Annotated in this window: 26 protein-coding genes; 13 read left to right on the top strand and 13 right to left on the bottom strand. The window is 68.6% G+C overall.

What is annotated here, in order from left to right; genetic code table 11:
• Nucleotides 1–31 precede the first annotated feature (31 nt).
• The 3 genes from AC069I_RS32065 (at nucleotide 32) to AC069I_RS32075 (ending at nucleotide 6507) form a co-directional block, all read left to right on the top strand.
• A complete protein-coding gene (locus AC069I_RS32065; RefSeq protein WP_478267087.1) occupies nucleotides 32–2140 on the top strand; it encodes an AbfB domain-containing protein in 2109 nt (702 codons plus the stop codon).
• Between the two features lie 81 nt (nucleotides 2141–2221).
• On the top strand, nucleotides 2222–6118 hold the full coding sequence (locus tag AC069I_RS32070; RefSeq protein WP_478227248.1) for a nucleic acid/nucleotide deaminase domain-containing protein: 3897 nt from the start codon (nucleotides 2222–2224) through the stop codon (nucleotides 6116–6118).
• Complete coding sequence (locus AC069I_RS32075) at nucleotides 6115–6507, top strand: hypothetical protein (RefSeq protein ID WP_478267088.1); 393 nt, start codon at nucleotides 6115–6117, stop codon at nucleotides 6505–6507. Before AC069I_RS32070 ends, AC069I_RS32075 begins: the two co-directional genes overlap by 4 nt.
• A 77-nt stretch (nucleotides 6508–6584) precedes the next feature.
• On the opposite strand, the gene qcrB is transcribed toward AC069I_RS32075, so the two are convergent.
• Genes qcrB through ctaE form a run of 4 tightly spaced genes read right to left on the bottom strand, consistent with a single transcriptional unit; the run spans nucleotide 6585 to nucleotide 10876 of the window.
• On the bottom strand, nucleotides 6585–8252 hold the full coding sequence (gene qcrB, locus AC069I_RS32080; protein WP_478267089.1) for a cytochrome bc1 complex cytochrome b subunit: 1668 nt from the start codon (nucleotides 8250–8252) through the stop codon (nucleotides 6585–6587).
• Nucleotides 8249–9382, bottom strand: a complete 1134-nt coding sequence (qcrA, locus tag AC069I_RS32085) for a cytochrome bc1 complex Rieske iron-sulfur subunit (protein WP_340687497.1) — start codon at nucleotides 9380–9382, stop codon at nucleotides 8249–8251. The genes qcrB and qcrA overlap by 4 nt, the downstream gene beginning before the upstream one ends.
• The gene (gene qcrC, locus AC069I_RS32090) at nucleotides 9379–10197 is read right to left on the bottom strand and encodes a cytochrome bc1 complex diheme cytochrome c subunit (RefSeq protein ID WP_192741101.1); all 819 of its coding nucleotides are present in this window, start codon (nucleotides 10195–10197) and stop codon (nucleotides 9379–9381) included. Before qcrC ends, qcrA begins: the two co-directional genes overlap by 4 nt.
• A 55-nt stretch (nucleotides 10198–10252) precedes the next feature.
• Nucleotides 10253–10876, bottom strand: coding sequence for an aa3-type cytochrome oxidase subunit III (gene ctaE, locus AC069I_RS32095; protein ID WP_478227250.1), 624 nt, complete (start codon nucleotides 10874–10876; stop codon nucleotides 10253–10255).
• Between the two features lie 95 nt (nucleotides 10877–10971).
• On the opposite strand from ctaE, the gene AC069I_RS32100 reads away from it, so the two are divergent.
• From AC069I_RS32100 to trpD, 3 genes are all read left to right on the top strand, one after another.
• Nucleotides 10972–11388, top strand: a complete 417-nt coding sequence (locus AC069I_RS32100; RefSeq protein WP_478227251.1) for a hypothetical protein — start codon at nucleotides 10972–10974, stop codon at nucleotides 11386–11388.
• A gap of 61 nt (nucleotides 11389–11449) precedes the next feature.
• Nucleotides 11450–11860 carry a hypothetical protein gene (locus tag AC069I_RS32105; protein WP_016336048.1) on the top strand — a complete coding sequence of 137 codons (411 nt, stop codon included), beginning with the start codon at nucleotides 11450–11452 and terminating at the stop codon, nucleotides 11858–11860.
• Between the two features lie 4 nt (nucleotides 11861–11864).
• On the top strand, nucleotides 11865–12896 hold the full coding sequence (gene trpD / locus AC069I_RS32110; protein ID WP_478234712.1) for an anthranilate phosphoribosyltransferase: 1032 nt from the start codon (nucleotides 11865–11867) through the stop codon (nucleotides 12894–12896).
• Between the two features lie 223 nt (nucleotides 12897–13119).
• Here trpD and AC069I_RS32115 read toward each other — a convergent pair whose 3' ends face one another.
• Nucleotides 13120–14085, bottom strand: coding sequence for a helix-turn-helix domain-containing protein (locus tag AC069I_RS32115; RefSeq protein ID WP_478227253.1), 966 nt, complete (start codon nucleotides 14083–14085; stop codon nucleotides 13120–13122).
• 52 nt (nucleotides 14086–14137) lie between these two features.
• On the opposite strand from AC069I_RS32115, the gene AC069I_RS32120 reads away from it, so the two are divergent.
• Complete coding sequence (locus AC069I_RS32120) at nucleotides 14138–14533, top strand: cupin domain-containing protein (RefSeq protein WP_478227254.1); 396 nt, start codon at nucleotides 14138–14140, stop codon at nucleotides 14531–14533.
• On the opposite strand, the gene AC069I_RS32125 is transcribed toward AC069I_RS32120, so the two are convergent.
• Entirely contained in the window at nucleotides 14530–15492 is a 963-nt protein-coding gene (locus AC069I_RS32125) for a GlxA family transcriptional regulator (protein WP_478227255.1), read from the bottom strand. The genes AC069I_RS32120 and AC069I_RS32125 overlap by 4 nt on opposite strands.
• An 82-nt stretch (nucleotides 15493–15574) precedes the next feature.
• On the opposite strand from AC069I_RS32125, the gene AC069I_RS32130 reads away from it, so the two are divergent.
• The gene (locus tag AC069I_RS32130) at nucleotides 15575–16462 is read left to right on the top strand and encodes a DMT family transporter (RefSeq protein ID WP_478267090.1); all 888 of its coding nucleotides are present in this window, start codon (nucleotides 15575–15577) and stop codon (nucleotides 16460–16462) included.
• A 66-nt stretch (nucleotides 16463–16528) separates the two neighbouring features.
• Here AC069I_RS32130 and AC069I_RS32135 read toward each other — a convergent pair whose 3' ends face one another.
• Both AC069I_RS32135 and ctaC read right to left on the bottom strand, forming a co-directional pair.
• A complete protein-coding gene (locus AC069I_RS32135) occupies nucleotides 16529–16948 on the bottom strand; it encodes a cytochrome c oxidase subunit 4 (RefSeq protein WP_034321396.1) in 420 nt (139 codons plus the stop codon).
• A gap of 40 nt (nucleotides 16949–16988) precedes the next feature.
• A complete protein-coding gene (ctaC, locus tag AC069I_RS32140) occupies nucleotides 16989–17927 on the bottom strand; it encodes an aa3-type cytochrome oxidase subunit II (protein ID WP_478267091.1) in 939 nt (312 codons plus the stop codon).
• A gap of 193 nt (nucleotides 17928–18120) precedes the next feature.
• Between ctaC and asnB the strand changes: the two genes are divergently transcribed.
• Both asnB and AC069I_RS32150 read left to right on the top strand, forming a co-directional pair.
• Nucleotides 18121–20055 (top strand): asparagine synthase (glutamine-hydrolyzing), encoded by a 1935-nt coding sequence (gene asnB, locus AC069I_RS32145; protein ID WP_340687490.1) that lies wholly within the window; start codon nucleotides 18121–18123, stop codon nucleotides 20053–20055.
• Between the two features lie 54 nt (nucleotides 20056–20109).
• Nucleotides 20110–20763: an alpha/beta fold hydrolase gene (locus tag AC069I_RS32150; protein WP_478227259.1), complete on the top strand. Its 654-nt coding sequence runs from the start codon at nucleotides 20110–20112 to the stop codon at nucleotides 20761–20763.
• Between the two features lie 60 nt (nucleotides 20764–20823).
• Here the strand turns inward: AC069I_RS32150 and AC069I_RS32155 are convergent, their stop codons facing one another.
• Nucleotides 20824–21813, bottom strand: a complete 990-nt coding sequence (locus tag AC069I_RS32155) for a carbohydrate kinase family protein (protein WP_478267092.1) — start codon at nucleotides 21811–21813, stop codon at nucleotides 20824–20826.
• Between the two features lie 141 nt (nucleotides 21814–21954).
• Between AC069I_RS32155 and AC069I_RS32160 the strand changes: the two genes are divergently transcribed.
• Nucleotides 21955–22143, top strand: coding sequence for a hypothetical protein (locus tag AC069I_RS32160; RefSeq protein ID WP_101609500.1), 189 nt, complete (start codon nucleotides 21955–21957; stop codon nucleotides 22141–22143).
• Nucleotides 22144–22215: 72 nt separating this feature from the next.
• Here the strand turns inward: AC069I_RS32160 and AC069I_RS32165 are convergent, their stop codons facing one another.
• A complete protein-coding gene (locus AC069I_RS32165; RefSeq protein ID WP_007029861.1) occupies nucleotides 22216–22593 on the bottom strand; it encodes a HesB/IscA family protein in 378 nt (125 codons plus the stop codon).
• Nucleotides 22594–22736: 143 nt separating this feature from the next.
• Between AC069I_RS32165 and AC069I_RS32170 the strand changes: the two genes are divergently transcribed.
• Nucleotides 22737–23393 (top strand): DUF3043 domain-containing protein, encoded by a 657-nt coding sequence (locus AC069I_RS32170; RefSeq protein WP_340687487.1) that lies wholly within the window; start codon nucleotides 22737–22739, stop codon nucleotides 23391–23393.
• A gap of 55 nt (nucleotides 23394–23448) precedes the next feature.
• Complete coding sequence (locus tag AC069I_RS32175; protein ID WP_340687486.1) at nucleotides 23449–24438, top strand: aldo/keto reductase family protein; 990 nt, start codon at nucleotides 23449–23451, stop codon at nucleotides 24436–24438.
• A gap of 78 nt (nucleotides 24439–24516) precedes the next feature.
• On the opposite strand, the gene AC069I_RS32180 is transcribed toward AC069I_RS32175, so the two are convergent.
• From AC069I_RS32180 to AC069I_RS32190, 3 genes are read right to left on the bottom strand one after another with little or no spacing between them, the layout of a single operon-like run.
• A complete protein-coding gene (locus AC069I_RS32180; RefSeq protein ID WP_219150104.1) occupies nucleotides 24517–24744 on the bottom strand; it encodes a hypothetical protein in 228 nt (75 codons plus the stop codon).
• Nucleotides 24737–25588, bottom strand: a complete 852-nt coding sequence (locus tag AC069I_RS32185; RefSeq protein WP_340687485.1) for a phosphoribosylaminoimidazolesuccinocarboxamide synthase — start codon at nucleotides 25586–25588, stop codon at nucleotides 24737–24739. The genes AC069I_RS32180 and AC069I_RS32185 overlap by 8 nt, the downstream gene beginning before the upstream one ends.
• Nucleotides 25585–26334: a GntR family transcriptional regulator gene (locus AC069I_RS32190; protein ID WP_478227261.1), complete on the bottom strand. Its 750-nt coding sequence runs from the start codon at nucleotides 26332–26334 to the stop codon at nucleotides 25585–25587. Before AC069I_RS32190 ends, AC069I_RS32185 begins: the two co-directional genes overlap by 4 nt.
• Between the last annotated feature and the right edge of the window lie 146 nt (nucleotides 26335–26480).

The raw sequence follows: 26480 nt of genomic DNA on the forward strand, positions 1-26480 counted from the left end.
TCTTCTTTCACCTCGACGAAGGTATTCCGAAATGCGAAGAACACTGGGGAACACCGGAAGACTTACCCGAACCCTCGCGATCCTGACCGTCGCCACCGCGCTGACCGGACTGCTCGCCCCGGCCGGCGCGAGCGCCGCACCGCCACCGCCCTCACCCGAGGCACCGCTGGAGAGCCCGGACGCGGCGGCGGCCGAACTCCCCGCCGCGACCGAACTGGAAAAGGTCAGGGCGGTCCACGAAATCGAGGTCGGCGACGCGACGGCCGAATGGCGCAACGCCACCGACATGAACTTCGTCTTCAAGGTCTACGACCGGATCAACGGCACCGACTTCCCGCTCACCAGGGAGGAGTCGTACCGCGTCTACCGGATCATGGTGCAGACGCCCACGGCGCCGGACGCGACGGCGTTCATCCGCACCGGGGTCTTCGACTTCGCCGCGCGGGACCGGATCGAACGGCAGCGCCGCCAGGACGCGTGGAACGAGACCGTCCGCATCCGGCGGGAGGTGCTGATCGACGCCGAACTCCCTTACGACGACGTCATCCTCAACGACAACGACCAGAACTTCGTCTACAAGGTCTACCAACGGGCCCCGGCCGGCACCAAGCTCAAGCTCGGCGCCCTCGATGCCTTCGGTGGCGACGCGGCGGTCTGGAAGGACTTCATCGAGAACAAGATCCGGGAGCTGCATCACCAGGACCAGCTCGACTACATCGAGCGGGAGAAACAGAAGGGCGAGGAAGAAGGCCGCCGCGCCGAGGCCGTCGCGGCCAAGAAGGACGCCTGCCACAAGATCCCGGTCGTCGCCGTCGCGAGCTGGCTCGTGATGACCGACGACGACTTCATCCGCGAACTGCTGAAGACCCCGGAGCTGGCCGATCCCGCGCACCGCGAGATCAAGAACGCGGCGAACGCCGCCTTGATCGCCGGAGCGGCCGATTGGGCGCGGTTCATCACCACCGGCATCGGCGAGGCCCGCGCCCGCGACGACGCCCGGATCCTGCGCGAGCGCGAGGAAGCCGACCGTCAGAAGGTGCGGGACATCAAGGCGAAGGCCGACGCGAGCAGGCTGCGTCCTCGGCTCTCGGCCGCGGCGGCTTCGGTCGCGGCGACCGGGACCTGGGACCAGGTCAAGGACTTCCTCGCCAAGGGCCAGTACGTTCCGCTGGACCAGGGCTTCCAGGGGGTCACCGTGAACACCCGCGGCTGGCACGTGCGCAGCGGTGGAGGTGACGCGTGGGCGACCCCGGGGACGCAGCCGGCGAACACCGTCACCGCTCCGCTCGGCGAGGCCAGCTGGAAGGTCGTCACCGGGCTGGCGGACCCGAACTGCTTCTCGCTCGAATCGGCCACCCGGGTCGGCAGTTACCTGCGGGTCGGGGCGAACCTGCGGGTCCAGCTCGCGGGCAACGACGGCACCGACGGGTTCAAACTCAACGCGACCTGGTGCGCGCGGCCGGGCCTGGACAACAGTGCCGGCAACGTGAGCCTGCAGTCGAAGGCGCACCCCGGCCGGTACCTGCGGCAGTTCTGGGGCGAGCTGTGGGCCGCGCACGGCCAGAGCAACGAGAACAACTTCGACACCACGGGCAATTTCGCGACCGACGCGTCGTGGAAGACCGTCGACCCGAACCCGAACATCTCCACGAAGATCGACCTCCGCCTGCTCAACGAGGACTGGTGGCGTGAGTACTTCGGGCCGGCGACCACGCCGGAGTACATCGAAAACGGAGTACGGCTGCGGAAGTTCCAGAACGGCGCGGCTTTCTGGAACCCGACGCAGGGGCCGAAGAACATCCTGTACCCGATCCTGACCAAGTACTGGTCCATGGGCGGGCACAAGCTCCCGGCCAACCTGCCCGTCGTCGACAATCTCTTCCTCCCGGACGGGATCGGCCGGGCGACCCATCTCGAAAGCGGCCGCTCCATCTATTGGAGTCCCAACACCGATTCGCGGCTGATCTACGGCGCCATCCGCGATCTCTACGAAAAGATGGGCTGGGAACGAAGCTGGCTCGGCTATCCGATCTCCGACGAGATGGACGTCCCGGGTGAACCGGGCAAGCGCCGGAGCATGTTCCAGTTCGGGAACATCGACCACACCGCGCAGCAAGGAGCATGGGCGTACCGCAGGTGACGCCGGTGGCCTCGCCGGGAATCGGCGAGGCCGCCTTTTCTCCCGCCCTTTCCAGGAATCGAATTTTCCGGGGGTTTTCTGATGTCCAGAACGAAACACGCGCTGAGAGCGCTCGTTCTCTTCTTGGTTTTGACCGTTTTCGCCGGGCTGATCCAGCCCGGTTCCGCCTCGGCCGACGATCCACCGCCGGTCACCCCGCCGCCGACGTCACCCGCGCGGCCGATGCCGGAGGACCCGTACCGCAACTGGGACGGGCAAGCGGGTGTCCCCCCGCTCGCGGGCGAACCCTTCGTCCGTCAGATCGTCGCCGACCACGCGGAACTGGCGGAGGAGCCGGAAGTCCGCGAGGCGGCCGCGGCCGCGTTGGCCGCGGGCACCGCCGCCGCGCTGGAGGAATTCCTCGAACGCGGTCTCGACGCGGCCAGAGCCCGCGCCGCGGCACGCGTGACCGAGACGGCGAGACAGAACCGGGCCACGATCCAGGCGATGACGGGCACCGGCGGCCCGATCTTCCGGGCCGAGGTCCAGCGGGTGCTGGCGGGCACCGACACCGATCGCGAGCAGTTCCTCGCCTATGGCAAGGAGATCGCGGAGGAACGGGACGCGCAGATGGCCGCCGGGACGCAGGCCAGGGCCGACCAGCTGCGCGCGCGGGTCACCGCCCTGCTCGGCGTCGCCGGGCACCACGTGAAGACCGCGGCGCAGGCCGCGCTCGACGCCGGTGACGCGGCGATCGCCGAATTCCTCGCCACCGGTTATCTGGCGGCCGCGAAACGCGACGCCGAAGATCGCGAGAAACAGATCCGCGACCAGGAAGCCGCCGAACGCGCGGCCGACCAGCTGAGCGATCTCGCCCGGCGGTCCGCCAGGGCGATGACCGCACGCGGACAGCTGGTGGTGGCACACGGAGACGCGCTGCGGGCGCTGCAGCGGGTGGCCAACGCGATGGTGCTGGCGGGCAACGAAGCCCGTAAGGCCAAGCAGATCCTCGACGCCAACGACGCGGCGGGGAACCACCCGGCGGATTCGTTCACCCTCGTCAAGGCCGAAGCCGCGCGTCAGGTGGCCAACGCCCGGACCGCGGCGACCGACGCCGTCAGTGCCGCCGAGCGGGCGGGCGTCCAGGCGGCCGAACTCATCGCCGCCGGCCTGCCCTACGGCACGCAGTGGGGCGACATGGCCCGGGGAATGGCCGCGGCCGCCCAGGGCGCCGTGCACGCTTCGGAGACCGCGCAGCACGCGATCGACGCCACCGAGGCGACCGATCAGGCCCGCAACGCCCAGGAGCGCGCGGAGCGGCACGCGGAACAGGCACGTCAGTGGGGCCTGCACGCCGAACAGCACGCGCAGGCGGCCAAGGCGGTCGCCGATGCCGCCGCCGCGCAGGCCGCGGCGGCCAAGGACGCCGCCGTCCGCGCCAAGTCCGCTCGCGAACAGGCGGAAGCCGCGGCCGAGGCGGCCAGGGCCGCCGCGGATCGCACCCGAGGGCACCGGGAGGAGGCGCAGCGTCAGCGAGACCGGGCGAAGAGCGCCCGGCAGGTCGCCGAGGCGGAACGCGTCAACGCGGCCAACGCCCGGCAGCGCGCCGACCAGGCCGCGGCGGAAGCGCGGCGGCAACGCGGCGAGGCCCAGCGTCAGGCCGGGATCGCGGAGGACGCCAACCAGCGGGCGCAGCACCAGGAGCGGCTCGCGAGTGACGCCGAACAGCGGGCGGTCACCGAGGAAGGCAACGCGCGGACGGCCCGTGACAACGCCTACGCTGCCGAGCAGCGGAAGCAGACGGCCCAGGCCAAGGCGGACGCGCTCACGGCGGCCGAGGCGGCGGCCCGCGGGACGACGGCCGAGGGCGACGCGCGCAGGGCGGCCGACGCGGCCCGTGCGGAGGCGGGCCAGGCCGCGTCGGCCGCCACCGCGGCACGGAACGCGGCCAACCTGGCGACCGGGGCGGCCGTGGTCGCCCGGGAGGCGGCGACCGAGTCGACCCGGGCCGCGGCCCGGGCGCGCGCGGCCGCACAGGAGGCCAAGGCAGCCGCCTCGGCCGCGAACAGGGCGGCGGGTCAGGCCGAGTCGTCGGCGGCGGAAACCCACCAGCACGCGACCCAGGCCAACGTCAAAGCCAGCGAAGCGACCGCGGAGGAGGCCAAGGCGGCCGAGGCCGCGCGTTCGGCCGTCCAGCTGGCCGAACAGGCCTCCCAGGAGGCGATGCGGTCCCTGATGGCGGCGGAACGGACCCGCGCCGAGGCCGACGCGGCCTTCAACGAGTCGGTTTCGGCGGCCACGCAGGCCTCCGTCGCACTTCGGGCGTCCACGGCGGCGAGCTCTTCGTCGGCGGCCATCACCGATCCGGCGAACACCGCGATCCGCGTCGTCGCGCCCTACGCGGGCACGGACATCGACGCGGACTTCGTCATGCTGGTCGCGGCCCAGGCCAGGGCCGTCGGCGACGAGCAGGCGAGGGCGGCCCGGGACCGGGCCCGCGAGGCCCAGTTGGCCGCCGAGCGCGCCGCGGAGGCCGCCAGGCAAGCGGCGGACACGGTGAAACCGGCCTTCGAGGCCGCCGCACGCGCGGCGTCGTCGGCCGCGGCGGCGGCGAATTCCGCCGCCGAGGCACAGGAAGCGGCGGCACGCGCGGCGAGCGAAGGCGCACTCGCCCGAGCGGCGGGTGAGCGCGCCAACGCGTCCGACGCGGCCGCCAGGGCCGACGCGCAGACCGCCAGGGCCGCCGCCAACGAGGCGAACGCCGACGCGGCCATCGCGGGCCGGAGCGCGGCCGCCGCCGAGCGGGAGGCCCAGGCCGCCCGTGACGCCGCGAGCCGGGCCGAGAACGACGCGCGGCTGGCCAGGGAAGCGGCGACGAACGCCGAAAGGTCGGCGGCCGAGGCCAGGGACGCCGCCGACCGCGCGGAAGAACACGCCCGTAACGCCGCCGCCGCGGCCGAGAGGGCCAGGCAGAGCGCGACCGAGGCCCAGCAGGCCGCGGACCGCGCCGAAGAACGGCAACGTCAGGAAGAGGAGGAGGAAAGGCGCAAGGCGGCCGAGGCGTCCGGGCAGCTCCCGGACCTGACGCCGGAAGAGGCCGCGATGCTCTCGACGTCCGACTTCGGGCGTCTGCTCCTGGACGAATACCGGCAGGCTAGGGACAAGGCCCAGAACGGCGGCGGGGTCCTCGAATTCCTCGTCGAGATCGGCGCCGAAGTGCTGCTGGAGGTCATCGGCTGGCGCGACGCGGAACGGTGCTTCGGCGACGGCAACATCGAGGCCTGCATCTGGACAGTGCTCAACGTCGCGTCGGTGGTCGCGGTGTTCCTGAAGCTGCCGAAGGTGGCTTCGGCGGTCGTGAAGATCGTCGAGAACATCAAGAAGTTCGTGAGCAAATCCGCGCTCTTCCGCAAGGTCGTGGAGAAGGTCACGCCGGTCTTCAAGACCATCCGCAAATGGTGCAAGCGGCTCTCCGAAGTCCCGGTGGCCGCGGCGAGAACCGCGGACTTGCCGGACTTCACCTGCGGACTCGTCGACTACGACAGCGGCGGGATGTCGTCCATCGCGATGGACGCGCGGGTCGGGTCCGGCTTCGGGCTCGGGCACAACATCGCGGTCGCCTATCTGGAAGGCTGGACCAACCCCGACGGCAAGTACCCGAACTACGTGATCGGTTACAGCGACGGCGACGACCGGCACTCCGAGCGGGACATCGTCCAGAAGGTGCGGGCCAAGGGGAAGAACCCGAAGGACATCAAGGCCCTGTACTCCGAACGAGAGCCGTGCCCGAACTGTGACCGGGATTGGTTGCCCGAAATGGGGGACGATCTCAAGGTTTCCTTCTCGGTGGCCTGGACCGACGACAAACTGCTCAATTCGGCGTACAAGCAGATGTTGCAGGGCTACATGCGAAAGGCGTACAAGAACCGTGGCATCAACTTCCCCGGCGCGCTGATCGCCGAGACCAAGGAGGAACGCGTGCTCGTGGGTGCCGGATGACGTCGCCGCGACGGGTCTCCCCCGCCGAACAGGAACGGCTGCTCGCATTGGGCGGCCGGACCGCGGCCGTGCTGCGGGAGGCGGGCTTCCGGGTGATCGCCGAACCGGACCTGTCCGGCCTCAGCGACGAGGGCGGCGCGGCGATCGACGTGGACCTCTTCGAAGGAGCCGGCGGCGTCTACGTGAACTGGCTGATGAACGTCGCCTGGCAGGAGGAGGTCTACCGGCACCTGACGGCCGGGGAGACCGAGCACCCAAGGGCGCGGCAACTGAACGCGGCACACGCGGCGGTGAGGGCGGCGCTCACCGCGGTCCTCACCGCCGCGGGCCTCACCGTGGTGCCGAGCGAGGACAGTATGCGACCGCTGGAGCTGCACGTCCTCGGCTGACGGTCGCGTGACGGAACGGAAAAGGCCCCCGCTCCCCGGCAGTGCCGGGGAGCGGGGGCCTTTTCGTGTGACCGAGGCTAGTGCCCGGAGGTGATCTCCTTGCGCTCCGCGGACGGCTCGCCACCGATGTCGTCGATCTTGCCGTTGCCGTGCCCGTTGGACCGGGCGCGCTCCAGCGCGATCGTCTCCTCGACCGGGTCCGGGGACCAGGTCGAACCGGCGACGGCGTGTCCGGCCGAGCCGAGCTTGTTCATCTTCTTCGGCACCGACGCGCCCTGGTACTCGAGCGGGATCGGGTGGCCGTGGTCGTCCACCGGGCCGAGCGGCTGGTGGATCTCGATGAACTCACCGTGCGGCAGGCGCTTGATGATGCCGGTCTCGACACCGTGCTCCAGCACCTCGCGGTCGGCCCGCTGGAGACCGAGGCAGATCCGGTAGGTGATGTAGTACGCGATCGGCGGCAGCAGCAGGACACCGATCCGGCCCGCCCACGTCGTCGCGTTCAGCGAGATGTCGAAGGCGAACGCGATGATGTCGTTGAAGCCCGAGAGCATGATGACCGCGAAGAACGTCAGGGCCATGATGCCCAGCGATGTCCGCACCGGGACGTCGCGCGGACGCTGCAGCAGGTTGTGGTGCGCGGTGTCCTTGGACAGCTTTCGCTCGATCCAGGGGTACATCACCAGCAACCCGATCAGCAGCGGCATCCCGACCGCGCCGGGGAAGAACACGGCCGGGACCGTGTAGTTCCCGAGGTAGAGCTCCCACGCGGGCCAGATCCGCAGCATGCCGTCGGCCCAGGCCATGTACCAGTCCGGCTGCGAACCCGCCGAGACCTGCGCCGCGTTGTACGGGCCGATGTTCCAGATCGGGTTGATCTGGAAGAGGCCCGACATCAGCGCGATGATGCCGGTGACCAGCGCGAAGAACGCACCGCCCTTGAGCGCGAAGACCGGCATGATGCGGACGCCGACGACGTTGGTCTCCTTGCGGCGCACGCCCGGGAACTGCGTGTGCTTCTGGTACCAGACGAGCGCGAGGTGCGCGGCCACCAGGCCGAGCATGATGCCCGGCAGCAGCAGGATGTGGATCGTGTACAGGCGCGGGATGATCTCGTTGCCGGGGAACTCCCCGCCGAACAGCGCCCAGTGGATCCACGTGCCCATGACCGGCACGGAGAGCACGATGCCAGAGAGGGTCGCGCGGATACCGGTACCGGAGAGCAGGTCGTCCGGGAGCGAGTAGCCGAAGAAGCCCTCGAACATGCCCAGGACCAGCAGCAGCGCGCCGATGACCCAGTTCGCCTCACGCGGGCGCCGGAACGCGCCGGTGAAGAAGATCCGGAACATGTGCACCATCATCGAGGCCACGAAGATCAGTGCGGCCCAGTGGTGCAGCTGGCGGACGAACAGACCGCCGCGGACGTCGAACGAGATGTCCAGCGTGGTCGCGAAGGCCCGCGACATCTCGACGCCCTGCAGGCCGGTGTAGCTGCCGTTGTAGACGACCTCCTCCATGGAGGGGTCGAAGAACAGCGTGAGATAGACACCCGACAGCAACAGGATGATGAAGCTGTAGAGCGCGATCTCGCCGAGCAGGAACGACCAGTGCGTCGGGAACACCTTGTTGAGCTGGTGCCGCATGCCCTTGGCCAGGTGATACCGGTCGTCGGCCCACTTCGCACCAGCGCCCGCGGCCTTCTCGACCGGGTTCGTCCCCTTCGTCGGGGTGGTGAGTGAACTCATGACTTACGCTCCCAAAAGGCCGGTCCGACGGCCTCGTTGAAGTCTCCGCGCGCGATCAGGTAGCCCTCAGAGTCCACTGTAATCGGAAGCTGGGCCAAGGGCCGGGTCGCCGGCCCGAAAATCGGCTTGGCGTAGTGGAGCGCGTCGAACTGGGACTGGTGACAGGGGCAGAGGATGCGGTTGGTCCGCTGCTCGTACAGGGAGGTCGGGCAGCCCACGTGGCTGCAGATCTTCGTGTACGCGTAGTAGTCGCCGAAGTTGTAGTCCTCCTGGCCCTGACGCTTGACGACCTTGGCGGCGTCGGTCGGGCGGAGACGGATCAGCATGACCGGGTTGTCGACGCGTTTGAAGGCGGCCGACAGCGCGTGCTCGTCGTCCTTCTCGGACTCGCGGTACGGGAACACCGTCTCCATCGCGCCCGCGTCGAGGTCCTCGGCCTTGACCAGGGAGATCTCGTGCGGACGGCCGGTGTTGCGGCGCAGGTAGACCTTCTCTTCCGGGAAGTTCTTCTTCCAGCCCGAGTGCCACAGCGAGTCGCGGTTCTCGGTGTCCTTCCACGGGTCCTTGATGAAGGAAGCGACCGGCAGCGCCGCGACGGCGAGGCCGAGCACACCGGCACCGGCGCCCGCGGACCGTTTGATCATCGAACGGCGCGCGATGGTGCTGCGGCTGCCCGAGTCGGCGAGCTGGGCGATGATGGTGGCCTTGTCGACCTCCTTGGAACCGCCGTCCCCGCGCTCCTGGACCGAGACCTCGGCCGGGATGAACTTCTTGGTGTAGAGGATCACACCGATACCGAGGCTGAGCACGGCCAGCCCGAGGGTGATCCCGAGCAGCGGCGTGTACAGCGTGTACTGGGTGTAGCCGTGCGTGCCCGGCTCCTTGTACTCGAACCAGTGCGGCCACGCGATGAGGACCACGAACGCGAGGCCGGACAGCGCGGCCAGCACGAACCAAAGGGCGACGGCGCGCTCGGCGCGCTTCTCCGCCTTCGTCCCCTCGACCGGCCAGGGCGTCGGGTATTCGACGATCTCGACCCCGTCGAGCGCGGTACCCAGCTTGACCAGCTGGTCGCGATCCATGTCCGCCAACTCCGCCTCTGTCGGCGGCTTCGGCCCTTCGGCGCTCATGCCTTCGATCCAATCCACAACGTCACGCCGATCAGCGCGGCGATCCCGACGATCCACGCGATCGCGCCCTCCGAGGCCGGGCCAAGACCGCCGAGCGAGTTACCGCCGGGTGAGTTGTTCCCGTTGCTCACGGACTTCACGAACGCGATGATGTCCTTCTTCTCCTCCGGCGACAGCTGCCGGTCGGAGAACTTGGGCATGTTCTGCGGCCCGGTGAGCATCGCGGTGTAGATCTGCTCTTCCGTGGCCGGGTCCAGGTTCGGGGCGAACTTGCCCGAGGACAGCGCGCCGCCGCGGCCGGTGAAGCCATGGCAGGAGGCGCAGTTGAGACGGAAGAGCTCGCTGCCGCGCGCGACGTCCTCGCCGCGCAGCGCGTCACCCTTCTCGGCGGGACGCTGTGCGCCACCGCCGTTGGCCTGGATGTAGGCACCCAGCGCGTTGATCTCGGCCTCGGTCAGCTTCGGCGGCTTCCGCTGCGCCTGGGCTTCCTGCCGCACCGCGGGCATGCGGCCGGTGGAGGTCTGGAAGTACACGGCCGCGTCGCCGATGCCGATGAGGCTCGGGCCACGGTCGGTGACACCTTCGAGCTTCGGCCCGTGACATTCGATACACGTGTTGTTGTAGAGCTTCTCGCCCTCACGCAGGAGGGCGGACTCGCCCTGCGCCTGCGCGGTCTGCGGCTCCGGGGCGAAAACGGCGTACAACCCGCCCACGCTCAGCAGCGCGATCCCGAGCGCCAGCGCGCCGGCGAACCGCCTGCGAGCCTTCGACCGCTTGCGGAAGCGGCGCTCCGTGTTGTTCTTGCTGGAGGTCATCTTGCGGCAACCCTTGCTGTCAGTTCAGGCCGATAGGTCGTGGTGGCGGCTTCGTTCACGGAAGGATGTAGATCACCGCGAACAGGCCCACCCACACGATGTCGACGAAGTGCCAGTAGTACGACACGACGATCGCCGAGGTGGCCTGAGCCGGGGTGAACTTGCTCAGCTTGGTGCGGATGAGCAAGTACACGAACGCGATGAGCCCGCCGATGACGTGCAGGCCGTGGAACCCGGTCGCGAGGTAGAAGACCGTGCCGTACGCGCCGGACGGGATGGTCAGCCCCTCGTGGATCAGGTTCAGGTACTCGTAAGCCTGGCCACCCACGAAGATCGTGCCCATGATCAACGTGATGATGTACCAGCGGCGGAGGCCGAACACGTCACCCTTTTCGGCGGCGAACACGCCGAACTGGCAGGTGAACGACGACGCCACGAGGATCACGGTGAACGGGATCGCCAGCGCGATGTTCAGGTGGAAGGGCTCACCGTGCAGCGGCGGCGGCCATTGGCCGGACGCGTTCTGCGCCTTCACGGTGAAGAACATGGCGAACAGTCCGGCGAAGAACATCAGTTCGCTGGACAGCCACACGATGGTGCCGACACTGACCATGTTCGGCCGGTTCAGCGAGTGGACCCGCTGGCTGATGGTGGGAGCTGCCGTTGTCACGCGTCGCATTATGTCCTCTCACGCACGGGGCCCGCCGGGTGGGTCCACGGCAAGTCGCGTGCGTGTCGGGTCACATCTGAACGAAAGTGGGAACAGGGCTACTCATGGGTTTACTAGATCGGCTTCGTGACCTGGTCAAGAAGCCGAAGCTCCCAGGCCTGACGGTCGACACGCCCGGCGTGGAGATCGTCGTGGAGGCCTTCGATCCCGCCGAGGCGGATTCTTCGGCGTTGGCGAGATCACCCGCTTGGGTCGCCGAAGCGCCCGCGATCCTGCGCCATCACTTGAAACTGCCGCCCGAAAAGGTGGAAGAGGCGGCCTCGATCCTCGCCCAGGACGGCTGGGAGCTGCGAGAACAGGGTCCCGACGGGGATTTCGCCCTCACGCACGCGGTGCGGGTCCAGACCCTCGACGCGCTGCACTGCGCGCAGGAACGGTCACGGATGGCGGGCCTCGCGCAGCGGCTCGGCGGGGATTCGCTGGGCTGGGACGCGCTCCAGCCGTCGGGTGCGTCCACGTGATGTCGGTCATGGCGGATAACATCGCGGGGTCGACATGACTAGACGAGGCGGAGGCGCGCTCATGGGCGAGCAGGCGATGCGGATCCTGGTGTTCAGCCACAAGGCGGAGGTGCGCGAGGCGATCATCAACGCCGTCGGCCGCAGGCCCGCCGCCGACCTCGGCCGGGTGGACTACACCGAGGCGTCCGGCATCTCCGAGGTCCTCGTCGAGATGGACGCGGGCAACGTGGACCTGGCCATCCTCGACGGCGAGGCGCAGCCGACCGGGGGCATCGGGCTGACCCGTCAGCTGAAGAACGAGATCGAGGATTGCCCGCCGATCGTGGTCTCGGTCCGGCGCAAGGACGACCGCTGGCTCGCGACCTGGTCGCAGGCCGACGCGGTGCTGGTCCACCCGCTCGACCCGCTGACCGCCGCCGAAACCGTCGCCGACGTGCTGCGCGCCCGGCGGGTGCCGGCCGTGCACGGCTGAGCCGATGAGCTCGGCCGCCAAGACCTGGCCGTCCCTGCTCAACCAGCTCATCGCGCGCGCGGACCTGTCCGAGGAGGACACCGCGTGGGCGATGGACCAGATCATGAGCGGGGCGGCGACACCCTCCCAGATCGCCGGGTTCGCCGTCGCGCTGCGCGCGAAGGGTGAGACACCGGCGGAGATCTCCGGCATGGCCGACGCCATGCTGGCGCACGCCAGGCGGGTGACGATCGACAGGCCGTCGGTGGACATCGTCGGCACCGGCGGCGACCGGTCCAACTCGGTCAACATCTCCACCATGGCCACGGTGGTGACGGCCGCGGCAGGTGCCCCGGTGGCCAAGCACGGCAACCGGAGCGCGTCGTCGAAGTCCGGCGCGGCCGACGTGCTGGAGGAGCTGGGCGTCACCATCGACCTGCCGCCCGAGACGGTCCAGCGCAGCGTGAACGAACTGGGCATCGGCTTCTGCTTCGCGCCGAAGTTCCACCCCGCCCTGCGTCACGCCGGCCCGACCCGCGGCGAACTCGGCGTGCCGACGACGTTCAACCTGCTCGGCCCGCTGACCAACCCGGCGCAGCCGCGCAGTTCGCTGATCGGCTGCGCCTACGAGGACAAGACCCGCGTGCTGGCCGAGGTGTTCGCGCGGCGCGGCATGACCGTGCTGCTCGTGCGCGGCGACGACGGGCTGGACGAGATCACGACCACGACCACGAGTTCGGTGTGGGTGGTCTCCGGCGGCGAGATCACCGAGCGCAGCTTCGATCCCGCGTCGCTGGACATCCCCCGGGTGACCGCGGAGGACCTGCGTGGCGGCGACGCGGCGCACAACGCCGAGGTGTTCCGTCAGGTGATGGCCGGGAAGACCGGGCCGGTACGGGACGCGGTACTGCTCAACTCGGCGGCCGCGCTGGCGGCTTTCACCGGGTTCTCGGGATCGCTGGAAGACGACCTGGCCGCCGGGCTCGCGCGGGCGGCCTCGGCCATCGACTCGGGTGCGGCGGCCGACCTGCTGAACCGGTGGATCGCCTTCGCCTGACCCCTGGGTCTCGCAAGTGTCCGCTCTCCTGGCAATGCTATGAAAGGTCCTTTCCTTGCAAATTTTGCAAGGAAAGGACCTTTCATAGCATCGGCGCTCTCTTGCTCCAGGAGCCCGTGGTCAACGAAGAATTCCTTCGCGCGTACCACTCACGACGTGCAATGAAAGGTCCCTTCCTAGCAAAATTTGCCAGGAAGGGACCTTTCATTGCACGGGTGAGCGGCTACGAAGCGGTGCTGAACCGCGCCCGGTAAGCCGTAGGCGTCAGTCCCGTAGCCCGCCGAAGCTGCGTACGCAGGTTCGCGGCGGTACCGAACCCCGAAGCCCGCGCCACCCTGTCCAGCCGTTGCTCCCCGCGCTCGATCAGCCGGCACGCCAGCGCGATCCGTTCCGTGGTGAGCCACGCGAGCGGCGTCGTCCCCAGTTCCGCGCGGAACCGCCGGTGCAGCGTCGCCTGGCTGGCCGCCGCTCGCGAGGCGAGGTCGGCGACGGTGAGCGGGCGGTCCAGCCGTTCACGCGCCCAGGCGAGCACAGGCGCCAGCGAGGTGTCCGGCACCGGCGGCAGTGGACGCTCGACGAACTGCCGTTGGCCGCCGTCGCGGTGTCCGGCGAACACCAGCCGTCTGCTCACCGCGTTGGCGATCTCGGCGCCGTGGTCACGGCTGATCAGGTGCAGCCCCAGATCGAGCGCGGCCGCACTGCCCGCCGCGGTCAGGACGTCGCCGTCGTCGACGAAGAGGACGTCCGGCTCCAGCAGTACTTCGGGATACAGCTCGCGGAAGAGTCCCGCCCACTTCCAGTGGGTCGTCGCGCGCCGCCCGTCCAGGACGCCCGCCTGCGCGAGGGTGAAGGCGCCGGTGCAGAAGCTCACCAGCCGGGCACCCCGCCCGGCCGCGGCGCGGATGGCGCTCAGTACCGGCTCCCTGGCCGGGCTCTCCGGATCGGGCCGGTTGGGCACGATCACCGTGTCCGCGGTCTCGACGGCGTCGAGCCCGGCGACCCCGGTGAGCGTGAACATGCCCAGGTGCATGCGCACGGACGGCTCGGCGGCGCACAGGGTGAAGCCGTACCAGGGCCTGCCCAGTTCCGGCCGCCGAAGGCCGAACAGCTCGGTCGCGACGCCCATTTCGAAGGGATTGGACCCTTCGTCGACCAGGACGGCGACCTCGTGCGAGGAATCATGCGACATATGCGATTCCTAGCACTCACTCCTCCGGCGGTCCAGTGACGAGGATCGGGACATGAGCAAGCAACCGATCGATCTGGGCACCGCGCTGGCCGGCTTCGACGAGATCTGGAGCCCGCGCATCGTCGCCCACGTCAACGACTACGACGTCCGCCTCGCCAAGGTCGCGGGCGAGCACGTCTGGCACGTCCACGAGAACACCGACGAGTTCTTCCTCGTCCTCGACGGCACCGTGGACATCGCGTTGCGCGAGGAGGGCGGCGAACGGGTCGTCACGCTCCCCCGCGGCTCCGTGTTCGTCGTCCCGCGCGGCACTTTCCACAAACCGTCCTCAGTGGACGGTGCGTCGCTGATGCTGTTCGAGCCGACCGGGACGCTGTCCGTCGGCGACCGGCACGACGAGGTCCCCGACCATGTCCACGTCACCGTGGGGCAGGAAATCTCCTTCTAGCCGGCGGAAAACGTCCTGCGATAAGCACTCGGGCTGGTCCCGCGAAGCTTGCCGAACTGATGCCGCAGCGCCGCGGCGGAGGCGTATCCACAGGCGACCGCTATGTCCTCAATGGACAGACGGCCTTCTTCGAGCAGGGACTGTGCGCGGTCGAGGCGGCGTTCGGTGAGCCACCGGTGCGGCGTCGTCCCGGTGGCCGCCGAGAACCGGCGCAGGAACGTGCGCTCCCCCAATCCACTGCGCCGGGCGAGTTCCGCGACGGTGAACGGCCGGTCCAAGCGCCGCTCGATCCATTCGAGCGCTTCGGCGAGCACGGTGTCGTCCGGCGCGGCGGTCTCGGGCACCGGCGCCTGCACGAACTGCGCCTGCCCGCCGGCCCGGTGCGGCGCCGCGACCATCCGCCTGGCCAGCGTGGTGGCCGCGGCGACGCCGCGCAGTTCGCGCACCAGATGCAGGCAGAGGTCGACGGCGGCGACGGTTCCCGCGCTGGTGAGGACGCCGCCGTCGTCGACGTACAACGCCTTCGGATCGACCTTCGCCGTCGGGAAGCGCGACCGGAACTCCTGCTCGTACACCCAGTGCACGGTGCAGTTGCGCCCGTCGAGCAGCCCCGCGTACCCGAGCGAGAAGACACCCGCGCAGAAGCCCGCGACCCAGGCACCCCGGCTCGCCGCGTCACGCAGGACTTCGAGCACCGGCTCCGGCGGGCTCGCGCTGCGCGGCGCGCAGGTCGGGACGATCAGCAGGTCCGCCGACGCCGCGAAGTCCAGGCTCTCCAGGCCATCGAGCCCGAAGCCGGACCAGCTCAGGACGTTCGCGCCGCCGGGCGAGCACACCGCGAAATCCCAGCCTTCGATGCCGTCTGCGCTGCGATCGGTGCCGAAGACCTCGCACGCGACGCCGAGTTCGAACGGCGACACCTGGTCGGCGAGCACGACCGCGACCTTCTTCACATCCATCGAGGCAGTGTGTCACAAGTTTTGCGGTCGATGTCATCTCTGACACTGGTTGAACGCGGACGCGAGGGCGAAAGTGGTCGCCATGAACAAGAACAACCCCGTGTTGCAGTGGACCGCCGCGATGGCACTCTCCGGCACGATCGGTGCCGTCGTTCTCGAAAGCGGCGCCGACGCCCCCGCCGTGGCGTTCGCGAGGAGCCTTGTCGGCGGCCTGCTGCTCCTGGTGTGGAGCGCCGCCCGAAGCTGGCTCCACCCGTGGACACTCAGCCGCCGCGACCTGCTGCTCGCCATCCTCGGCGGGCTGTTCCTGGTCGGGAACTGGGTCCTGCTGTTCGCCTCGTACACGCTGTCGTCGATCGGGGTCAGCACCGTCGTGTACCACACCCAGCCGCTGATGCTGGTCGGTCTCGCGGCGGCGTTCCTCGGCGAGAAAATGGCGAAGAGCCAGCTGGTCCGGGCACTGATCGCGTTCGGCGGAGTGACGCTCATCTCGCTGTCCGCGCACGGCATCGACGGGAAACCCGTGCGGCTGGAGGGGATCGCGCTCGCCCTCGGCGCGGCCGCGCTGTACGCCGGCGCTTCCTTCGTCGCGAAGCAGCTCAAACACGTTCGCCCGCACGTCCTGGCGGCCGTCCAGCTGGTGACCGGCACGATCGTGCTCGCACCCGCCCTGCTCGTCACGCCGCTGCCCACGGACACCTCGGGCCTGCTGTGGCTGGTCCTACTCGGGACCGTGCACACCGCGCTGATGTACGTCCTGATGTACGCGAGCATCGGGAAACTGCCGACCACGACGGTGGCGCTGCTGTCCTACGTCTATCCGGTGGTCGCGGTGGTGGTGGACGTCCTCGCCTACGGGCACCGGCCTACGTGGCCGGAGGTCGTCGGGATGCTGGCCGTCCTGGCCGCGGCGCTGGCCCCGAAACGCACGCCGGCCCCTGAACCCGAGCCCCGGCCTGCCCGCGTTTAGTCCTCTGAATGCGAAAACGGCGCCCAGCTCCACCGGGGAGCGGGGCGCCGTTTCGGCGTCAAGACGTCACTCGTGGTTCGGGCCCGTGTGGTACTCGAACACCAGCCCGCCGATGGCGACGATGACCAGGCCCAGCGCGATGATCAGCAGCCAGATGTGGAAGAACGCGAGCGCGACACCGGTCAGAGCGGCGGCCGCCGCGAGACCGACCGGCCAGTAGCTGCCAGGGCTGAAGAAGCCCAGCTCACCGGCGCCGTCGCTGATCTCGGCGTCTTCCCGGTCCTCCGGGCGCGGCTCGATGCGCCGCGCCACGAACTGCAGGTAGCTCCCGGCCAGGAAGGCCAGGCCACCGGTCAGGATCAGGGCCACCACACCGACCGGCTCGACGCCGTCCCGGGTCATCGTTCCGGTCATGTACGCGTAGATACCCGCCACGACGACGGAGAAGACCGCGACGAGGAAGAAAATCCGTCCTTCGACCTTCATGGACGTTGCCTCACTCCTGTTTCGGGCTCGAACAGCCGGGTCAGTTGGACGCGACCCGCGCGGTGCGGTCGGTGTTGAACGGGGTGGTGGTGACGGCGTAGGGCGAGCACAGTTCGCCGCAGTTCATCGCCGTCAGCGCCTCGGAGGCCGTGTTCGGCTTGCCGCTCTTCGGGTTCACCGTGCCGCGGAGCTGGATGTACTGCGCGTACTTGTCCGGCGAGAGCGCCCTGACCTCGAAGTTCATCCCCGAGTGGTAGGTGCCGCACAGTTCGGCGCAGCGGCCGACGAACGAACCTTCCTTGTCGATCGAGTTCTGGAAGGTGAAGTCCTGGTTGTTCTTCTCCGGGTCCGGCATGACGTCCCGCTTGAAGTGGAACTCCGGCACCCAGAACGAGTGGATGACGTCGGCCGACCGCAGGTTGTACTGGATCGTCTTGTTCGTCGGCAGGACCAGCAGCGGGATCTCGGTCGAGCTGCCGACCGTGATGATCTCGGGGTCGTCGTGGTTCTTGGAGTCGCTCTTGTACTTGAACTCCCAGTTCCACTGGAACGCGACGATGTCGACCGTGACGTCCGGGTTCTCCGTTTCGGCGAGCACGCGGTTCTCGGTGGTCGCGGTGAAGAAGAACAGTACGCAGACCATGATCGTCGGGACGACGACCGTGAAGATCTCCAGCGGGATGTTGTACTGGAACTGACGGGGCAGTTCCTCCTCCGCGCCGTCGGCGGTCTTCTTCTTGCGGTGGAAGATCGCGGTCCAGAAGATCAGCGCCCAGACGATCACACCGACGACCAGCGCGGCGATGACGGTCCACGTCCACAGGGTGCGCATGTCGTGCGCCTGCGGGGTCACCCCGACCGGCCAGCCGAAGCGGAGGATCTCGTCCCCGGAACAGCCCGTCGCCGTCAGCATCACCAGCGCGGCGAGCGCTGCGACGCGACCAGCCCGCTTAACTGGGATGCGCTCTGGATTTCCCACTGCGCCTTGCCCTTTCACCCAGAGCCTCCTCGACCGATCTTCGTGACAGGCGGAGCCTAGCCGAGTTGCGGCGCCGCGCTGACTAAGGGGTGACCCCAACACGCGTATCCCCCACCACATCCGGGTGTACACACCCACCGGCATACTGGGCCCTTCTCCCCCGCTCGGCCAACAAGAGGTGTGTGAACTAGACGTGTGCGGCCTGCTTGGACTGATCTGTTCGACCGAAGCCGACGCGGCGAGCGCCCGTGACGCCGTCGACGCGGCCATGCGCTGCCAGCGGCACCGGGGCCCCGACGAGCACGACACCTGGGCCGACGCCGAGGTCGTCTACGGCTTCAACCGGCTGGCCTTCATCGACGTCGACCACGCCCACCAGCCGCTGATCTGGGGTCCGCCGGAGGCACCCGAGCGCTACACGCTGAACTTCAACGGCGAGATCTACAACTACAAAGAGCTGCGCGACGAGCTGGCCGCCGAGCACGGTGCGAAATTCGCCACAGAGGGTGACGGCGAGGCGATCGTCGCGGCGTACCACTACCTCGGCGACGACGCGGTGAAGAAGCTGCGCGGGATGTTCGCCTTCATGATCTGGGACTCCCAGGAGAAGGTCGTCTTCGGCGCGCGTGACCCGTTCGGCATCAAGCCGCTGTTCTACTCCGCCGGCCCCGGCAAGGTCGCCTTCTCCAGCGAGAAGAAGAGCCTGCTGGAGCTCTCGGGCGTGCTCGGGGTCGAGGACAAGCTGGACAAGACGGCCCTGCAGCACTACCTGGTGCTGCAGTACGTGCCGGAGCCCGAATCGATGCACACCGGGATCCGCCGCGTCGAGTCCGGCACGTCGTTCCGGGTGGTTCCCGGTGGTGAGGTCGAGTTCACCCGCTACTTCCACCCGCAGTTCAACGCGAAGCCGGTCAACAACCAGGCCGAGGCCGACGAGCTGTACGAGCGCATCGCCGATGTGATGCGCGACTCGGTCGGCAAGCACATGATCTCCGACCCGGACGTCACGGTCGGCGCGTTCCTGTCCGGCGGCATCGACTCCACCGCGACCGCGACGCTGGCCAAGGAGCACAACCCGAACCTGATCGCGTTCACCACCGGTTTCGAACGCGAGGGCTACTCCGAGGTCGACGTCGCCGCCGAATCGGCCGCCGCGATCGGCGTGAAGCACGTGGTCCGCACGGTGTCGGCGGACGAGATGATGGAGGCGCTGCCGCTCATCGTCTGGTACCTCGACGACCCGGTGGCAGACCCGGCGCTCGTGCCGCTGTGGTTCATCGCCCGCGAAGCACGTAAGCACGTCAAGGCGGTGCTGTCCGGCGAAGGCGCCGACGAGCTCTTCTGCGGCTACACGATCTACAACGAGCCGATTTCGCTGGCTCCGTTCGAGAAGATCCCGGGCGGGATGCGGAAGATCATCGGCAAGGTCTCCACGAAGATCCCGGAAGGCACCCGCGGCAAGGACCTGCTGCGGCGCGGGGCGCTGCCGCTGGAAGACCGCTACTACGGCAACGCGCGCAACTTCCGCGACGACCAGCTCCGCAAGGTACTGCGCACGTATGAGGACGGGATCGGCTTCAAGGACGTCACCGCGCCTTGGTACAAGATCTCCGAGAACTGGGACCCGGTCGCGCGGATGCAACACGTCGACCTCTACACCTGGCTGCGCGGCGACATCCTGGTCAAGGCCGACAAGGTGACCATGGCGAACTCGCTGGAACTGCGCGTGCCGTTCCTCGATGCCGAGGTGTTCAAGGTCGCCTCGACCATCCCGCTCGACCAGAAGCTCGCGCACGGCACCACGAAGTACGCGCTGCGCCAGGCGCTGGCGAAGATCATCCCGGGACACGTGCTGAACCGGCGCAAGCTGGGCTTCCCGGTGCCGATCCGGCTGTGGCTGCGCAACGAGATGTACGACTGGGCGAAGGGCATCATCTCGGACTCGCGGACCGACGCGCTGCTCGACAAGAAGGCCGTCCTGGCGCTGCTCGAAGAGCACAAGGCCGGGCAGCTCGACCGCAGCCGTCAGCTGTGGGCGCTGCTGGTGTTCATGCTGTGGCACGGCATCTTCGTCGAGAACCGCATCAAGCCCGAGGTGCCGGAACCCGTCTACCCGGTGAAGCTCTAGTCACGACTCCGTGCTGGCCTTCACCGGTCACCTGGTGAAGGCCAGCATGGAGGGATGGACTTCGTCCTCGTGCACGGCACGACGCAGAGCCCGGCGGGCTGGGACCGCGTGGCCAAGCTGCTCACCGCCGCCGGGCACCGCGCGATCGCCGTGGACCTGCTGACCCCGGTGGACCTGCCGATCGAGGGCTACGCGCAGCACGCGCGGGACCAGTACGACGGCGGACGGCCGGTCGTCGTGGCCCATTCCGGATCCGGGGTGCTGCTTCCCGCGATCGCCGAAGCGCTCGACGCGCGGGCCATGGTGTGGGTCGCCGCCTACATCCCCGACTTCGCCGGCGGCCGGAGCCCGCGCGACGAGGCACCGGCCGTGCTCGAACCCGACTGGATCGGCGTGGACCCGACTGCGGATCCCGCGAAAGCGTCGGAATTCCTCTTCCACGACTGCGACCCCGAGACCGAACGGTTGGCGGTGGACAGTCTGCGGCTGTTCAACCCCGCGGTGCTTGCATCGCATCCGGCAGGAGCCGCGCCGGAGATCCCGTCGACGGTGATCGTCCCCACCCGCGACCGCACGCTCCGGCCGGAGTGGATGCGCCGGGCCGCGCGGGAGCGGCTCGGCGTCACCGCGATCGAGATCGACGCCGGGCACTGCCCGCACATGTCCCGGCCGGCCGAGGTCGCCGCCATCCTGACCCGCCGCGCGTGAAGGCCCCCTTCCCCTTGGGCTGAGCCGAGGGAAGGGGGCCTTCACGCGCTAGGACTCAGCTCAAGCGGGCAGGATCGCCGCGATCTCCTCGGCGGACTCCGGTCCGAAGGCCTCCTTGAGGCGGCCCAGGACGTCGGCCCGGTCGAAGGACCATTCCTGCGTGCCCACGGTCTCCAGCACCAGCACGGCGATCAGCGAGCCCAGCTGCGCCGAACGCTCCAGGCCGAGCCCGCCGTCGATACCGGCGATGAACCCGGCGCGGAAGCCGTCGCCGACACCGGTCGGGTCGACCTTGCCGCGTTCCGGGACGGCGCCGATCTGCAGCGCGAGGCCGTCCTTGCCGATGATCTCGACGCCCTTCTCCCCGAGCGTGGTGATCCGCATGCCGACGCGGCCGAGGATCTCGGCCTCCGACCAGCCGGTCTTCTGCAGCAGCAGTTCCCATTCGTAGTCGTTGCTGAACAGATACTTCGCGCCCTCGATGAAGGCGCGCACCTGCGCGCCGTCCATCCGTGCCAGCTGCTGTGAGGGGTCGACGGCGAAGGTGTAGCCACGCTGGCGGCACTCCTCGGCGTGCCGGAGCATGCCTGCGGGGTCGTCCGGGCTGATCAGCACGAGCGACAGCTCACCGGCGTGCGCGGCGACCGGCGCCAGTTCGATGTTGCGGGACTCGGCCATCGCGCCGGCGTAGAAGGTGGCGATCTGGCAGAGGTCTTCGTCGGTGGTACAGACGAAGCGGGCGGTGTGCGCGATCTCGGAGACCAGCACACCGGCGGTGTCGACGCCGTGCCGCTCGAGCCATGAGCGGTAGTCGGCGAAGTCCGAGCCCACCGCGCCGACCAGGATCGGGCGCTTGCCCAGCACACCGAGGCCGAAGGCGATGTTCGCGCCGATCCCGCCCCGCCGGACGACGAGGTCGTCGGCCAGGAAGCTCAGGGACACCCGGTGCAGCTGCTCGGCGATGAGCTGCTCGGCGAACCTGCCCGGGAAGTGCATGAGGTGGTCGGTTGCGATACTGCCGGATACTGCGATCCTGGCGCTGTCTGCCACCGGTTCTCCTTGATCGGTCGGCCCCGCCGAGGCGAGGACGGCTAAGTTACCCGCAGGTCATGCCCCATACGGGTTGCTTCGGGCACGGCCATCAACACTACCGGTTGGTAGTGGTGTCCTACTCCAACCTGAGTCATTAACTTGTCGTTCGTGACCACTTCCGCGTATCACCTCGAACCGGAATCGATCGGCGAGCTCATCGCCGACTGTGCCGGTATCCCGTCGTCCCTCCAGGCCGAGAACCTGCCCCTGCCCCGGCAGATCGCTCCGCCTTGGACCGTGGACGAGCGCTGTCTCGCACAGGTCGCCGATCTGGACGCCTACGTCTGATCCCGTTCCGGGCATGAAGAAGGGCCGCGAACCGAGCGAGGTTCGCGGCCCTTCTTCATGCCTCGACGCGAGTCAGTGGAAGCTGTCGCCGCAGGCGCAGCTGCCGGTCGCGTTGGGGTTGTCGATCGTGAAGCCCTGCTTCTCGATCGAGTCGACGAAGTCGATCACGGCGCTCGACACGTACGGCGCGCTCATCCGGTCGACGGCCACGCGGAGCCCGTCGAAGTCACGGAACAGGTCGCCGTCGAGCGTGCGCTCGTCGAAGAACAGCTGGTAGCGCAGGCCCGCGCACCCACCGGGCTGGACGGCGATGCGCAGGTGCATGTCGTCGCGGCCCTCCTGCTCGAGCAGGGCCTTCGCCTTGGCGGCGGCGGCGTCGGTCAACGTGACGCCGTGGGTCTCCTCGGCGGTTTCGGCCTGAGCTGCGGCTGCCTGCTCAGCGGTCGTCATGGTTCTCCCTCTGGTCGAACTCGCTGCGGGTACTCGTCTTGCACATGGTCCAACACGTCGGAGTCCCGATCTGTTCCCCTCCATGGTGACATATCGCTCGGCCTGGTGCGTGGCACCGTGACGCCCGCGACTACCCTGGAGGGGTGAGGTTCCTGCGCCGTAGCACCACAGACTCCGCCACGACGGACACCGAGACCCCCGGCGACGAGGCCGTCGAGGTCCAGGCCAAGTCGTACACGCCCGGAAAGGGCAAGGCCACGCCCAAGCGGCGTGAGGCCGAGGCCAAGCGCCGCGGCCCGGTGGCGCCCCCGCCGACCACCATGCGGGAGGCGATGAAGCGCAACAAGGAGCTCCGGAAGTCCGCGAAGGCCGACCCGGAGTACAAGCTCAAGCAGCGCAACGCCGCCAAGGAACGCCGTGAGCGGATGATGGCGGGCGAGGACAAGTACCTGCTCCCCCGTGACCGCGGCCCGGTCAAGGCGTACATCCGTGACCTGGTCGACTCGCGGCGCAACCTGCTCGGCCTGTTCATGCCGCTGGCGATCCTGGTGTTCGTCGCGCTGATCCTGCCGTACCCCGAGGTCCAGCGGTACGCGACGCTCCTGTGCACCGTGATGCTGCTCGGCATGATCGTCGAGGGTTTCCTCAGCGGGCGCCGGATCGCGAAGATGGTCCGCCTGAAGTTCCCGAACGAGACGATCAAGGGCACCTCCGTCGGCTGGTACTCCTTCATCCGGGCGAGCCAGATCCGCAAACTGCGGGTCCCCAAGCCGCGGGTCAGCCCCGGCGACAAGGTCTGAGCAGGGGAAACCCAGGTCGTTAGCCAGCCTAACGGCCTGGGGTAGAGTCGCGCCCATGGAGTTTCGACGACTGGGCCGCAGCGGCCTCAATGTCAGTGAGATCTCGTACGGCAACTGGCTCACCCACGGGTCCCAGGTGGAAGAGGACCAGGCCCAGGCCTGCATCAAGGCGGCGCTCGACGTCGGCATCACCACGTTCGACACCGCTGACGTCTACGCCAACACGGCCGCCGAATCGGTACTCGGCCGCGGCCTGAAGGGCCTGCGCCGCGAAAGCCTGGAGATCTTCACCAAGGTCTACTGGCCGACCGGCCCCAAGGGCCCGAACGACCAGGGTCTCGGCCGCAAGCACATCATGGAGTCGGCGAACGCTTCGCTGAAGCGGCTCGGCACCGACTACGTCGACCTCTACCAGGCGCACCGGTTCGACCGGACCGTCCCGCTCGAAGAGACGTTCCTCGCCTTCGCCGACCTCGTGCGCCAGGGCAAGGTGCTCTACGTCGGCGTCTCCGAGTGGACCGCCGAGCAGATCACCCAGGGCGCGGCGATCGCACGCGAACTGAAGGTGCCCCTCATCTCGAACCAGCCGCAGTACAACGCCCTGTGGCGGGTGATCGAGGCGCAGGTCATCCCGGCCTCCGAACGCGAAGGGCTCAGCCAGATCGTCTGGTCGCCGATTGCGCAGGGCGTGCTCACCGGGAAGTACAAGCCCGGTCAGCCGCTGCCCGAGGGCTCCCGTGCGACCGACGAGAAGGGCGGCGCCAACATGGTCGCCCGCTTCCTCAACGACGACGTCCTCGAGCGCGTCCAGCGGCTTCAGCCGATCGCGGACAAGGCGGGACTGACGATGGCCCAGCTGTCCGTGGCGTGGGTGCTGCAGAACCCGAACGTCGCCTCGGCGATCATCGGCGCTTCGCGACCGGAGCAGGTGCACGAGAACGTGAAGGCGGCAGGCGTGAAGCTGGACGCGGATCTGCTCGCCGCGATCGACGAGGCCCTCGACGGCGTCGCCGAGACCGACCCGACGCTGACCCGCTCCCCCTGATCCCCGCAACGCGGTTAGCCGGCTGAATGCGGACGCTTCTCCCGCATTTAGCCGGCTAACCGCGACGGTCGCCGTGCGTCAGTCGCCGTGCACGCGCGAGTGATACGCGACCTGACCGTCGAGGTCGAGGGCGTCACCGGGAGCGCGCAAGGGATCGATGCCCAAGCCCCGCAGCAACCTGCTCGCGCCGGCGACCCGGTCGCCGGTCCGGCCGTCGAGCCGCTCCGGCCGGTGACCCCGCTGGATCAGCAGGCCCTCGACGTCGTCGATCAACCGGTACGGGTCGTAGACCTGCTGCTCAGGCATGAGCACCACCGGGAGCCCAGGTCTTCCCGGTGATCCGCTCGTAGACCTCGGTGTAGCGCTTGCGGGTCGCCTCGACGATCTCGTCCGGGATGGCCGGGCCGGGCGGCGTCTTGTCCCAACCGGTGGTCGTGGACCAGTCGCGGACGAACTGCTTGTCGAACGCGTGCTGCGTGCGGCCCGGCTCGTACTCGTCGGCGGGCCAGAAACGCGACGAGTCCGACGTGAGCACCTCGTCCCCGAGTGTCAGCACACCGTCGGCGTCGAAACCGAATTCGATCTTGGTGTCGGCGATGATGATGCCGTTCTTCGCCGCGTGCTCCGCACCCTTGGTATAGACCTCGAGCGTCAGGTCACGGATGCGGTCCGCGGTCTCCTGGCCGATCTCGTTCACGACGTCGGCGAAGGTCATGAACTCGTCGTGGCCGGTGTCGGAGATCTTCGTGGTGGGCGTGAAGATCGGCTCGGGCAGCTTGTCCGCCTCGACGAGACCGGCGGGCAGTTCGACGCCGGAAACCTTGCCGTCGCGCCGGTATTCACGCATTCCGAGACCGGTGAGGTAGCCGCGCGCGATGCACTCGACCTGGATCATCTTCAGCGGCTTGCACCGCATGGCGCGGCCGGCGAATTCGGCGGGGACGTCGGTCGTGGAGATGACGTGGTTCGGCACCACGTCGGCCATCTTTTCGAACCACCAGGCGGAAAGCTGGTTCAGCAGCGCGCCCTTGTCCGGAATCGGGGTCGGCAGCGAGACGTCGTAGACCGAAACGCGATCCGAGGCGACGAGCAGAATGTCGCCGTCGATTTCGTAAAGGTCCCGGACCTTACCCGCGTGAATGTGCTTCATGCCCCGTCCTCGATGTTGTATTCGTAAAAAATCCAGTGGTCCGGCAAGGCCGCCGATTCGCCGTACTCGAGTACGTCACCCTCGGCGGACAGAAACCTGTTGCGACTCAACAGAATCGCCGAACCTTCGGCCACGCCGAGTTCCGCCGCCTCCTCGGCACCCGCCAGCCCCGCGGCGTGCTGAGAATGAGTCGACGCCAGAACACGGCCTGTCCGGTCCGCCACGTATTTGACCGTGCCTTCGACGATCCGCACCGGCTCGAAGAGCAACGGGGCCTTCGACGCGACAGCGCCGTCGAACCACGAGACCGACGTCGACACCGGCCGGCCTTCGCCCGCATACGTGGTCCGTCGCCGACGGATCACCGGAGTACCTTCATCGATTCCGAGCGCGCCCGCCACCCGGTCCGGTGCGGACAGGAGGCCTGCTTCGCGGATTTTCGCGTAGTGGCCCGGTGGATAGACCTTGCCGGTTCGCGCGATCGAGATCGTCCGATCGTGCGCGGAGCGGTGCAGTGCCTTGGTCTGCACCACTGTCCCGACCCCGCGTACCGCGCGGACCAGACCTTCGGCGCGGAGCGTCGAGAGCACCTTCATCGCCGTCGCCATCGCGACGTTCCAGTTCCTGGCGATCTCCCGCGCGGACGGGACCGTGTCGCCTTCCTTGAGCCTGCCCGAAACGATGTCGTCGCGAATGCTTCCCGCGATCTGGAGATACGGCGGTTCGGGTCGATCGACGGCGGGCAAGGTGACTCCTCACAAGGTCGCGCGGTGCGCACAAGCGTTCTAGCACACCAATGGGCGAGCACCAAGGATCCTGCTCACACCCCATTATTACGTACTAGTACACATTCTGGACGGTGCTCTAGCACACCTGTTACTCTCCGAGAAGT

The organism is Amycolatopsis sp. NPDC043885 (assembly GCF_056435685.1).